The sequence below is a fragment of the Mesorhizobium sp. 131-3-5 genome, assembly GCF_016756575.1.
Lineage (GTDB): Bacteria > Pseudomonadota > Alphaproteobacteria > Rhizobiales > Rhizobiaceae > Mesorhizobium > Mesorhizobium jarvisii.
The window spans coordinates 5,348,905-5,360,224 of record NZ_AP023254.1; the positions used below are offsets into that span (position 1 = coordinate 5,348,905).

At 63.9% G+C, this 11,320-nt stretch carries 11 protein-coding genes; all 11 read left to right on the forward strand.

Annotated features, from left to right (window positions below; all coding sequences use genetic code 11):
• Positions 1 to 51: 51 nt before the first annotated feature.
• Positions 52 to 1,638, forward strand: coding sequence for an amidohydrolase (locus JG747_RS26350; protein WP_202360352.1), 1,587 nt, complete (start codon positions 52 to 54; stop codon positions 1,636 to 1,638).
• A 40-nt stretch (positions 1,639 to 1,678) separates the two neighbouring features.
• Positions 1,679 to 2,611: a dimethylarginine dimethylaminohydrolase family protein gene (locus tag JG747_RS26355; protein ID WP_010915034.1), complete on the forward strand. Its 933-nt coding sequence runs from the start codon at positions 1,679 to 1,681 to the stop codon at positions 2,609 to 2,611.
• Between the two features lie 160 nt (positions 2,612 to 2,771).
• Entirely contained in the window at positions 2,772 to 3,389 is a 618-nt protein-coding gene (locus JG747_RS26360; protein WP_019857133.1) for a cupin domain-containing protein, read from the forward strand.
• 140 nt (positions 3,390 to 3,529) lie between these two features.
• Complete coding sequence (locus tag JG747_RS26365) at positions 3,530 to 4,471, forward strand: ABC transporter substrate-binding protein (RefSeq protein WP_019857132.1); 942 nt, start codon at positions 3,530 to 3,532, stop codon at positions 4,469 to 4,471.
• Positions 4,472 to 4,563: 92 nt separating this feature from the next.
• Entirely contained in the window at positions 4,564 to 5,364 is an 801-nt protein-coding gene (locus JG747_RS26370) for an ATP-binding cassette domain-containing protein (RefSeq protein WP_019857131.1), read from the forward strand.
• Positions 5,361 to 6,374 carry an ABC transporter permease gene (locus JG747_RS26375; protein ID WP_019857130.1) on the forward strand — a complete coding sequence of 338 codons (1,014 nt, stop codon included), beginning with the start codon at positions 5,361 to 5,363 and terminating at the stop codon, positions 6,372 to 6,374. Before JG747_RS26370 ends, JG747_RS26375 begins: the two co-directional genes overlap by 4 nt.
• Before the next feature lies 1 nt (position 6,375).
• Positions 6,376 to 7,464 carry a phosphotriesterase family protein gene (locus JG747_RS26380; protein WP_019857129.1) on the forward strand — a complete coding sequence of 363 codons (1,089 nt, stop codon included), beginning with the start codon at positions 6,376 to 6,378 and terminating at the stop codon, positions 7,462 to 7,464.
• A gap of 33 nt (positions 7,465 to 7,497) precedes the next feature.
• Positions 7,498 to 8,268: a glutamine amidotransferase gene (locus JG747_RS26385; RefSeq protein ID WP_038645574.1), complete on the forward strand. Its 771-nt coding sequence runs from the start codon at positions 7,498 to 7,500 to the stop codon at positions 8,266 to 8,268.
• Between the two features lie 2 nt (positions 8,269 to 8,270).
• A complete protein-coding gene (locus JG747_RS26390) occupies positions 8,271 to 9,182 on the forward strand; it encodes a ribokinase (RefSeq protein ID WP_202360353.1) in 912 nt (303 codons plus the stop codon).
• Positions 9,179 to 10,024, forward strand: a complete 846-nt coding sequence (locus JG747_RS26395) for a BtpA/SgcQ family protein (RefSeq protein ID WP_202360354.1) — start codon at positions 9,179 to 9,181, stop codon at positions 10,022 to 10,024. The genes JG747_RS26390 and JG747_RS26395 overlap by 4 nt, the downstream gene beginning before the upstream one ends.
• On the forward strand, positions 10,021 to 11,265 hold the full coding sequence (locus JG747_RS26400; RefSeq protein ID WP_202360355.1) for a Zn-dependent hydrolase: 1,245 nt from the start codon (positions 10,021 to 10,023) through the stop codon (positions 11,263 to 11,265). Before JG747_RS26395 ends, JG747_RS26400 begins: the two co-directional genes overlap by 4 nt.
• Positions 11,266 to 11,320 lie beyond the last annotated feature (55 nt).

Sequence of the window (11,320 nt, forward strand, 5' to 3'; positions counted from 1 at the left end):
CGGGAAAACATATCACTTTTTGGCGAGCCGCTTCACTGCTTTCTTTGATGCATGGACAAACCGGTGACGACATCGGCGCAAGAGACCGCCCTTGCCTGCCTCGACGGCATCCAGCCGCTGCTGTCGGCGTGGACGCGCACCATCTTCGATTTCGGCGAGACCGCCTGGCGCGAATACCAGTCGGCCGCATGGTATGTGGAGCGACTGAAGCGGGAAGGCTTTACCGTCGAGGAAGGTTCCGGCGGCATGCCGACCGCCCTCTGCGCCCACTGGACGAATGGCGCCGGACCGACGATCGGCCTCTATGCCGAATATGATGCCGTGCCCGGCAACTGCCAGGATGCGGTGACGGTGAAGCAACCGCGGCCCGGCCTTGGCGTCGAGGCCGGCGGCCACACCGATCCGCATTCGGGGTTGGGCATGGCAAGCCTCGGCGGCCTGCTGGCCACCAAGGCGGCGATGCAACACCACGGCATCCCAGGCACGTTGCGCTTTACCGGCGAGCCGGCCGAAAAGGTGCGCGGATCGAAACCGATCCATGCGGCCAAGGGTTATTATGACGGCCTTGCCGGCATGATCTCGTTCCACCCTTTCTACATGCTGCCACTCTGCAATACGGCGCGCTGGGACACGCATTGTGGGGCAGCCTACGCCATGATCTTCCGCTTTGTGTGCGACGAACCCGAAAACTGGGTTCGCGCAGGCGACGGCGCACCGATCCCGCAGGCGCATTCGGCGGTCCGCGCCCCCGGCGCCAACGACGCGCTGATGACGATGTACATGGCTTCCAAGGCGCTGCGCGATTCCATGCTGCCGCACCAGGGCGGCTGGTCGATCAGCGAGGCGATCCTGACAGCCGGCCAGGCGACCGCCGATAATCTGCCGGCGGGGCTGGCAGAAATCCAGTACATGATCCGCGTGCCGACCATTGGCATGGCCGAGCAGGTGACAGCCGTGCTCGACCGCAATGCGGCGGCGGCGGCCGCGATCAGCGGCTGCCGTTACGAGCGCCACTGGGTGTCGAAGTCGCGGCCCGGCTTGGCCAATCATGCCATGGCCGGGATTGCCTATGAGGCGCTATCGACGGTCGGGCCGCCCCGCTGGGACGAGGCCGCCAGGGCGATCGGGCGCGAAATCCAGGTCAATGCCGGTGGTACCGCGACCGAGAACCCGTTCATCGACGAGTTGGAGCGGCTGATCGCACCACAGGTGGCGGAAGCGATCCTGCGCCGCGACCTGCCGCCCTCGCAGGTGAATTCAACCTCCGACGACTACACCGACATGAGCTGGCACGCGCCGACCGCGCGCTTTTACGTCGCCCGTCCGGCGCTGCGCTCGACGAATGGCCATACCTATCCCTCTTGGGTGATGAATGCGCTGGGCGGCATTTCCGCCACCATCGACCCGATGGTTGCCTGTGCGGCCAAGACGGTCGCGCTGGCGGCGCTGCGCCTGCTCGAGGACGAAAAAGCCCGCGATGCGGCGATGGACGAGTTCGTCACCCGCACCGGCGGCGGCATTGGCGGCACCAACTGGATCGCGCCGCTCTGCGACTACGAACCGCCGATCAACTTCCGCTGGCCGGAATATGTCACCACGGTGCGCGGCCGCGACTGGTGGATCCCGAACAGCGCATGACCCGACCAACTCTTGAGAACAAGCCCACGAGGAGAACCGCATGACCGTTCATGACCGCATCGTCGCCGAGCCGTTTTCGCTGCAGCGCCGCAACCCGGCCGGCGGCACCAAGCCGCTGACATCATGGGGCTTCGCCAACGAAACCGACGTGCTGACCGACGTGCTGCTGGGGTCGCCGAATTTCCTGCGGCATCTGTCGACCAGCTCGCTGTCGCGCAAGCATCTGCGCGAGGCGCCCTGCAACGTCCAGATCGCGCAGGCGCAGCACAAGGACCTGGTCGCCGCCTATGAGCATTTCGGCGTCAACATCCACTGGCACGAGCCGACGCCGGAACTGCCGATGCAGGTCTATTCCCGCGATTCCAGCGTCATGACGCCTTACGGCGCCATCATCACCGCCATGGCCAATTGGTGGCGGCGCGGCGAAAACTATGCCGCCATCCGCACCTACGAGAAGCTCGGCATCCCGATCTACGACATGGTCACGGCAGGCACCTTCGAGGGCGGCGACTTCAACGTCATCGAGGACGGCGTGGTGCTGATCGGCTGCGGCGGCGCCCGCACGCAGGAAGAAGGCGCCCGCCAGGTGCAGGCCTGGTTCGAGAAGGAGGGCTGGGAAACCCGCATCGCCTTCATCGACGAGTACTATGTCCATATCGACCTGATGGTGGTGCCGATCGCCGAAAAGCTCACAGCGGTCTGCTTAGCCTGCACCGAACCCGGCATCGTCGACTGGCTGAAGGGCAAGGGCCACGAGATAATCGACGTTCCCTTCCAGGACACGATGGCGCTCGGCTGCAACTTCATGTCGCTCGGCAAGGACAGGGTCATCGCACCGACCTCCAGCCAGACGTTGATCGGCCAGCTCAAGGCGCGCGGTTTCGAGGTCGCGGCCGTCGACATGAGCGAAATCTCCAAGACCGGCGGCGGCATCCACTGCATGGCGCAGGCCTTGAAGCGCGAAGCCGCGTAAGAGATCACCGCCCCGCCAGTGTTATACGGCGGGGCGCGGAGACTGCCCTGGACGGGTTCTAGGCTCGATCCGATGCATCGTCCGTTTTTCGCAAGGATGGACAACGCCCGGGATCGGTTTTACGAGTCAGCCCGACCAGCGGAGATGTTCGCGCCCCCCAATGAACAAGATCGATACCCACAACAGCAAGGGCGGCGACGAGCGCTCTACAGCCACCAGCCTGTTACGGCTCGGCACAAGGTTGAAGCTCTCCCGGCAGACGCGTGGCCTGACCTTGAAGGCGCTCGCGGCCGCCGCCAACTGCTCCGAAAGCCTGCTTTCCAAGGTCGAGAACGGCAAGGTCTCACCCTCGCTGCCCATGCTTCACCGGCTCGTCGAGGTGCTCGGCACCAACATCGGCTGGATGTTCGAGGAAGCCGATGGCGAGGAAGGCATCGTCTTTCGCGCTGGAGCACGGCCGTTGATTGCGCTCGATCCGCTCAGGCGCGGCGAAGGCATATCGCTGGAGCGCGTCATTCCCTATTCGCCGGGCCACCTTCTTCAGTGCAATATCCATCATATCGAGGCGGGCGGAGAAAGCGCCGGCCCGATCCAGCATGCCGGTGAGGAAGTCGGCTATCTCCTGGAAGGCGCCATCGAACTGATGGTCGGTGAAAAGACGTTTCGCCTGACCGCCGGCGATTCCTTCGTTTTCAACTCGGAACTGCCGCACTGGTACCGCAATGTCGGCGACGAACGCGCCAGCATTTTCTGGGTGAATACGCCGGCGACATTCTGATCTGGCCAGCCCCCTTCTCCTTTCGCCGACGCTAATTCAAGTCACTTGACAAGAAATCAAGTATCTTGAATTATGCGTCTGCGCTCAGCGCCAGATGAGCCCGATCAAGGGCCTTTTCCGCAAAACCAAGGGGAACCGGAATGCGTCTTATCAAGATCCTTTCAGGCTGCGCCGCAGCCATCGCCATGACCCTCGCGCTTGGCTCCGCCTCGGCCATGGCCGAAACCTATGCGCTGGTTACCATCAACCAGCAGGCCCTGTTCTTCAACCAGATCAATGACGGTGCCAAGGCCGCGGCAAAGGCCGCCGGCGTCGACCTCGTCATCTTCAACGCCAACAATGTGCCGAGCGCGCAAAACGACGCGATCGAGAACTACATCACCCAGAAAGTCGACGGCATCATTCTCGTCGCCATTGATGTCAACGGCGTGAAGCCCGCGATCACCGCGGCCAAGGCCGCCGGTATTCCGGTGATTGCCATCGACGCGCAGATTCCGAATGGCGACAATGTCGCCTTCGTCGGCGTCGACAACACCAAGGCCGGCGAGGATATCGGCAAGTTCTACGCCGACTACGTCAAGACCAAGCTGAACGGAACCGCCAAGATCGGCGTTGTCGGCGCGCTTAATTCGTTCATCCAGAACCAGCGCCTGGACGGCTTCAAGAAGGCTGTCACCGAGAGCGGCCAGAAGGTGACCTTCCTCGACACGGTCGATGGCCAGAACGTGCAGGACGTGGCGCTGTCGGCCTCCGAAAACCTGATGACGGCCAATGCCGACATGACGACGCTTTATGCGACCGGCGAGCCGGCCCTGCTCGGCGCCGTTTCGGCCGTCACCAGCCAGGGCCGTACCGGCGACGTCAAGGTGTTCGGCTGGGATCTCACCAAGTCCGCGGTGCAAGGCCTCGAAGAGGGCTGGGTAATCGCCGTCGTCCAGCAGGATCCGGCCGGTGAAGGCAAGGCTGCCATCGAAGCCTTCGGCAAGCTCAAGAAGGGCGAGAAGATCGATCCGATCATCAATGTTCCGATCACCATCGTGACCAAGGAAAATGTCGGCCAGTTCAAGGACATGTTCAAGTAAGATCCTCCCTAGACCGCCGGGCCGCGCATTGACTTTGTGGTCGTTGCGCAGCCCGGCGACCGATTGAACATGCCGCATTGAGAACTGGAACCATGATGAGCGATGGCGAGACCTACCGCGTCAGGATGACCGGTATTTCCAAACGATACGGGCCTATCCAGACGCTGGATGATGTTTCGCTGAACCTGAAACCTGGCGAGGTGCTTGGCCTGGTCGGCGACAATGGCGCCGGCAAATCCACCTTGAGCAAGGTTCTGTCCGGAGCGGTCATTCCGGATTCCGGCACGATCGAGATCGATGGCAAGGCCGTGTCCTTTTCCTCGCCGGCCGATGCCCGCGCCGCACGGGTGGAGATGGTCTACCAAGACCTTTCGCTCTGCGACACGGTGGATGTGGCCGGCAATCTCTTCCTTGGCCGCGAGCCTCGCCGCCACGTACTCGGCCTCCCCTTTCTCGACAACAGACGCATGCATGACCAGACGCGCGAGATGCTCGACCGGCTCGGCATCGTCATCGCCGACACCAGGCTCAAGGTCGAGAACCTGTCCGGCGGCCAGCGCCAGTCGATCGCTATCGGCCGCGCCGCCTCCTTCGATCCATCGGTGCTGATCATGGACGAACCGACAGCCGCCCTTGCGGTGGCGGAAGTCGAGGCGGTGCTGGACCTCATCCGCGCCGTCAGCGCCCGCGGCGTCAGCGTCATTCTCATCACGCACCGGCTGCAAGACCTGTTCCTGGTCTGCGACCGCATCCAGGTCATGTATGAGGGCCGAAACGTCGCCGAACGCAGGATCGGCGACACCAGCATCGAGGAGGTCGTCAACCTGATCGTCGGCCGCAAATTCACCGCGCGTTCGGCGCGCGCCAGCCGCGACGAGGGGGTACAGCCATGAACGTCACCTCCGCCGGTGTCGGCGCCTCGCCGCCCAAACGTGCCCACAACAGCACCTGGAAGGATGTGGCGCTAGCCAATGGCAGTGTTGTCTCCATCGCGCTGTTCTTCATCGTCGTCTGCGTGGTCTTCTCGCTGGTCACCGGTTCCTTCCTGACGACACCCAATCTGCTCAACATCGTGCGCCAATCGGCGCCGCTGCTGATAGTGGCGGCGGCGATGACCTTCGTCATCACCACCGGAGGCATCGATCTTTCGGTTGGGTCCGTGCTGGCGCTGACGGCGACACTTTCGGCCGTTGCGCTGCAGGCCGGCCTGCCATGGCCGCTGGTCGTTGTCGGCATGCTGGCGCTTGGCGGGGCGATCGGCGCCTTGCAGGGTTTCTTCATCGCCTATGAGCGCATCCCGGCCTTCATCGTCACCCTTGCCGGGCTCTCGGTCATCCGTGGCGTGGCGCTGCTGATCACCGGCGGCTATTCGATCCCGGTCGAGCCGACGAGCTTCTTCGTCAACATCGGCAGGGCCTGGTTCCTCGGTGTGCCGGTACCCGCATTGCTCGCCCTTGTCGTCCTGGCCATCGCCTATCTCGCCTTCAACCAGACGCCGTTCGGCCGCTATGTGACCGGCATCGGGGCCAACGCCGAGGCTGTGCGCCGCGCCGGTGTCGATACGCGCTTCATGACGCTCTTCGTCTATGTCCTGTCGGGCATGGCGGCAGCGTCGGCCGGCGTCATTCTGGCCGCGCGGCTGGGCTCCGGCTCGTCCAATTCCGGCCAGGGCTTCGAGCTCGATGTCATCGCCGCCGTGGTGCTTGGCGGCACCAGCCTGTTCGGCGGGCGCGGTACGATCATCGGCACCGTGCTCGGCGCATTGACCGTCGCTGTCATCGGCAACGGCCTGATCCTGGCGCACATGTCGCCCTTCCTGACGCCGATCGTCACCGGCACAATCATCCTCGTTGCCATCTGGCTGAATTTCCGCCTGTTCAAGGGCGCGACGCGGAGCCGCTGACATGGATCATTTGTTCGACAACACGCCAAGGCAAAGGGTGCCGATCGGTGTTCGCTCCGGCACCGTGATGACCGTTGCCGGCCCGGCCGCGATCGCCGACATGGGCGTGACGCTGATGCACGAACATATCCTGCTCGATGGTTCGACATCCTGGAAATGCCCCTGCCATCCCGACGACCGGAAGATCGCCGAGCAGCCGGTCAGCATGGAGATCATCGGCGAATTGCGGATGAACCCCTACATGAATCGCGACAATGTCTCGCTCGACAACAGCGACCTGGCGCTTTCCGAGCTCGCCAGGTACCGGGCGCTTGGCGGCCATACGGTTGTCGACGCGACCAATATCGGCATCGGCCGCGATCCGGTGAAGCTGGCGCGTATTGCCCGCGCCTCCGGATTGCGCATCGTCATGGGCACGGGCTTCTATCTGCAGCACACCCATCCCGACTGGCTGAAGGCGATGGACGTCGACGCCGTCACAGAATTTCTCGTCAACGATGTCGGCGGCGGCCCGACGCAGCCCGAGATCATGGCCGGCATCATCGGCGAGGTCGGCGTCAGCAAGGATTTCACCGAAGAGGAACGCAAGTCGCTGCGGGCTTCAGCGCGCGCGGCCAGGATCACCGGCGTCCCGCTGACCATCCATCTGCCCGGCTGGGAACGGCTGGCGCATGACGTGCTAGACGTGGTCGAGGCGGAAGGCGCAGATCTCAGACACACTGTCCTCTGCCATATGAATCCGAGCCATAATGATCTTGCCTACCAGAGAAGCCTCGCTGCGCGTGGCGCCTTCCTGGAATACGACATGATCGGCATGGATTTCTATTATGCCGACCAGGATGCGCAATCGCCTTCCGACGAGCAGAACGCGCAGGCGATCCGTTCGTTGATCGACATGGGGCTGGTCGACAGGATCCTGCTGTCGCAGGACGTCTTCCTGAAGATCATGCTGACGCGCTTCGGCGGCTTCGGCTACGGCTTCATCCTCAAACATTTCGTGCCAAGGCTGAAACGCCATGGTGTCGAGCAATCGGCAATCGACCGCATGCTCGTCGACAACCCAAAGACCGTGTTCGCCGCGAGCCTCTGAACCGCCGGCCACAGCAAAAAACAGGGAGTTTACATGTCCAGGAAGAAAGTTCTTCTCGCCGGCGAGTCCTGGGTCTCGACCGCGACCCACATCAAGGGCTTCGACCAGTTTCCGACCGTGACCTATCACACCGGCGCCGATGAACTGCTGGCGGCGCTGAAGGATGGTCCGTTCGACGTCACCTTCATGCCCGCGCACGAAGCGCAGCGGAATTTTCCCCAGACCATGGAGACGCTTTCGGCCTATGACGCCGTGGTGCTTTCCGACCTTGGCGCCAATACGCTGTTGCTTCACCCCGACACCTGGGTCCACTCCAAGCCGACGCCGAACCGGCTGCGGCTGCTGCGCGACTATGTCGGCAATGGCGGCGGCCTCCTGATGTTCGGCGGCTACTACAGCTTCCAGGGCATCAACGGCGGCGCACGCTACCACAAGACGCCGGTCGAGGACGTTCTGCCGGTGACCTGCCTGCCGGTGGACGATCGCGTCGAGGTGCCCGAGGGCTATGCGCCGGTCGTTGTCGGCCCTCAGAGCCATCCAATCTTGAAGGGCCTGGGCAAGGATTGGCCGATCCTGCTCGGCTTCAACGAGGTCACGGTCAAGGAGGGCGCCGAAGTCCTCGCCACCGTGTCTTCCGACTACCGTTCCATGCCCCTGCTGGTGACCGGCAAATATGGCAAGGGCCGCACCGTCGCCTGGACATCGGATGTCGGGCCACACTGGCTGCCGCCGGGCTTCATCGCCTGGAATGGCTACAAGACACTCTTCGAACAGATGCTGGGCTGGGCGACAGCCAGGGATTAGCCATGCGCGTCCATGTCGTCGGCAATGTCTGCGTCGATACGACGTTTCAGCTGGGCCGCTTTCCGCGGCCGGGCGAGACGTTGAACGCGTCCAGTCATATTGACGGACTTGGCGGCAAAGGGGCGAACCAGGCGGTGGCCGCCGCCCGCACCGGAGCCGATGTCCGCTTCCACGCGGCGATCGGCGACGACGCCGCCGGCCTTTGGATACGGGAACAGTTGAGCCGCGACCTCGACGCCAGCCATCTGACGATGCTGGCACTACCCAGCGACCGGTCGACGATCATCGTCGATGTGCGGGGCGAAAACCTCATCGTCACCGGCGCCAGCTGCGCCGCCGCCTTCGATCCGCTGGCCGACGGCGGTTTCGCGACGTCGATCGAACGCGGCGACATTGCGGTGATGCAAGGCAATCTTCCTCCCGATGTAACGACAGCCTGCCTGCAAGCGGCGCGCAGCGCGGGCGCCATGACGATCCTCAATCCAAGTCCGCTTGCGGTGGGTTCGACACCGTGTATGGACGCCGTGCGCCTCGCTGTCGTCAACGCAGGCGAAGCAGAGCAACTGACCGGAACCGGCGATGCAGCCGCGGCGGCCCGCGAATTGATCCGTCAAGGCGCCGACAGCGCGATCGTGACGCTTGGTGCGGCCGGCTGCCTGGTTGCCGACCGCGAAGGACGGATCGACCGGTTCGCGGCGCCCAAAGTGGACGTGGTGGACACCAGCGGCGCGGGCGATGTCTTTTGCGGCTGCCTCGCAGGCTGCCTTGCGGCTGGCATCAGCCTCGCCGCGGCCGCGCGGATCGCGGTACGAGCCGCGGCCATTTCGGTCGGTCGCCCCGGCACGCTCGGCTCCTGCCCCGACAGGCAGGAGATGAAGATACTCATGGAAACGACGGAAGCGGAAACCGCATGACAAAATCCCCCAACGCCATCGGCTCCAAGCAGGGCGTCGACGCGCTGCAGTCGATCTTCGGCCGAAAGAAAGTGGTCATCGGCGTCGTTCATCTGGCGCCCTTGCCGGGCGCGCCGCGCTACGATGGCGAGGCGGTCGAGACCATCTACCAGCGCGGCCTCGACGATGCCAAAGCCTATCTCGATGGCGGTTGCGACGGCGTGATCGTCGAAAACCATGGCGACGTGCCCTTCGCCAAGCCGGACGATATCGGCCCAGAGACCTCCGCTTACATGTCCGTCGTCTCCGACCGCATCCGCAGGGAACTCGGCCGGCCGATCGGCATCAATGTGCTCGCCAATGCCTCCATCCCCGCGCTGTCGATCGCCAGCGCCTCGGGTGCCTCCTTCGTGCGCGTCAATCAGTGGGCGAACGCCTATGTCGCCAATGAGGGCTTTATCGAAGGCGAGGCGGCGCGCGCCATGCGCTTCCGTGCCAGGCTTCGCGCCAACGGCATCCGCATCTTCGCCGATGCCCATGTCAAGCATGGCGCCCATGCGATCGTCGGCGACCGGCCGGTCGAGGAACAGGTCAAGGACCTGGTGTTCTTCGATGCCGATGCGGTGATCGCCACCGGTCAGCGCACCGGCCACGCCGCCGACCTCGGCTATATCAGGATGATCAAGCAGGCCGCCGGGTTGCCGACGCTTGTCGGCAGCGGCGTGACGCCCGAAAATGCCAACGACATTCTCGACATTGTCGACGGCGTCATCGTGGCCAGCTCGCTGAAACATGATGGCGTCTGGTGGAATCAAGTCGATCCGCTGCGGGTGAAGGCCTTCATCAGCGGCCTCAAGCGATGAGTTTGACGCCTCGGATCGACGGCGCCAGACTGCTCGGGCGGCTTGATGCTTTCGCTGGGATCGGGGCGACACCAGCCGGCGGTGTCAACCGGCAGGCGTTCAGCGTCGAGGATCGCAGGGCCCGGCGCCTCCTGGCTGAGCTGGCGCTGGAGCGTGGCTTCACGGTCTTTCAGGACGGTATCGCGAACCTCTTCATTCGCCGCGAGGGTACGGATGCCACGCTGCCACCGCTCCTGATCGGCAGCCATCTCGACAGCCAGCCGACAGGCGGCCGCTTCGACGGTGCGCTCGGCACGCTTTGCGCCTTCGAGGTGCTCGAAGCGCTGGAGGACGCACAGGCTGAAACCCGAATGCCGGTCGAGGTCGTCGCCTGGGCCAATGAAGAAGGCAGCCGCTTCGCGCCGGGCGTCATGGGCTCCATGGCTTTCACAGGCGCGGATGCCGCTACGTGGAAATCCGTTGTCGGCGCCGACGGTGCGCTCCTCGCGGCTGAGCTGGACGCGACGATCACCGCCTTGCCGGAGGCTGCCCTCCGTCCAACCGGCATACCGATATCAGGCTATATCGAGCTCCACATCGAACAGGGGCCATCGCTGGAAAAGGAGCAGTTGCCGATCGGTGTCGTGACCGCCGTCCAGGGTACGCGCTGGCTGGAAGTCACGACCCAGGGCACGGCCGGTCATGCGGGCACGACAGACCTTGCCTACCGCAGGGATCCGATGGTCGCAGCGATTGCCGCGATCCACAGGCTGCAGACGACAATCATGCCGCTCGACAGCAGCGCGCGGCTGACGGTGGGCCGGATCGCCGCCAGGCCGGGATCGATCAACGCCATACCGCAATCGGTGGCCTTCACCGTCGATATCAGGCATCCGCTGGCAGAGCAGCTCGATGTCATAGAGACCGAGGTCCGCCAGGTCTGCGCGGCGGAAGCAGAGGCCCAGCATTGCACGGCAATGATCAAACGATCGTTCGACATGCCCGGGGCGGCCTTCTCGCCCGATATGGTCAACCTCGTCGAGGAGGCCGTCAATTCCCTGGGACTTCCGCACAAGCAGATGATATCGGGCGCTTTCCATGATGCGCTGTTTCTCGCCCGTGTCGCGCCTGCCGCAATGATCTTCGTGCCATGCCGTGACGGGCTTAGCCACAACGAGGCGGAGTATGTGGAACCTGACGACGCAGTGATCGGCGCACGCGTTCTGCTGCGGACGGCCATCATGGCCGCCTCGCCGCGATGACCATTCATAGCACCCGTCTCTGACAGGCTGATCACAGTCAGCCGACCAAACGCGG

Excerpts from the sequence above, each read along its gene's own strand:
- JG747_RS26400 (WP_202360355.1), top strand. The coding sequence starts at position 10,021 with ATGAGTTTGACGCCTCGGATCGACGGCGCCAGACTGCTCGGGCGGCTT.
- JG747_RS26385 (WP_038645574.1), top strand. The coding sequence starts at position 7,498 with ATGTCCAGGAAGAAAGTTCTTCTCGCCGGCGAGTCCTGGGTCTCGACC.
- JG747_RS26375 (WP_019857130.1), top strand. The coding sequence starts at position 5,361 with ATGAACGTCACCTCCGCCGGTGTCGGCGCCTCGCCGCCCAAACGTGCC.
- JG747_RS26370 (WP_019857131.1), top strand. The coding sequence starts at position 4,564 with ATGATGAGCGATGGCGAGACCTACCGCGTCAGGATGACCGGTATTTCC.
- JG747_RS26390 (WP_202360353.1), top strand. The coding sequence starts at position 8,271 with ATGCGCGTCCATGTCGTCGGCAATGTCTGCGTCGATACGACGTTTCAG.
- JG747_RS26350 (WP_202360352.1), top strand. The coding sequence starts at position 52 with ATGGACAAACCGGTGACGACATCGGCGCAAGAGACCGCCCTTGCCTGC.
- JG747_RS26360 (WP_019857133.1), top strand. The coding sequence starts at position 2,772 with ATGAACAAGATCGATACCCACAACAGCAAGGGCGGCGACGAGCGCTCT.
- JG747_RS26365 (WP_019857132.1), top strand. The coding sequence starts at position 3,530 with ATGCGTCTTATCAAGATCCTTTCAGGCTGCGCCGCAGCCATCGCCATG.
- JG747_RS26355 (WP_010915034.1), top strand. The coding sequence starts at position 1,679 with ATGACCGTTCATGACCGCATCGTCGCCGAGCCGTTTTCGCTGCAGCGC.
- JG747_RS26395 (WP_202360354.1), top strand. The coding sequence starts at position 9,179 with ATGACAAAATCCCCCAACGCCATCGGCTCCAAGCAGGGCGTCGACGCG.
- JG747_RS26380 (WP_019857129.1), top strand. The coding sequence starts at position 6,376 with ATGGATCATTTGTTCGACAACACGCCAAGGCAAAGGGTGCCGATCGGT.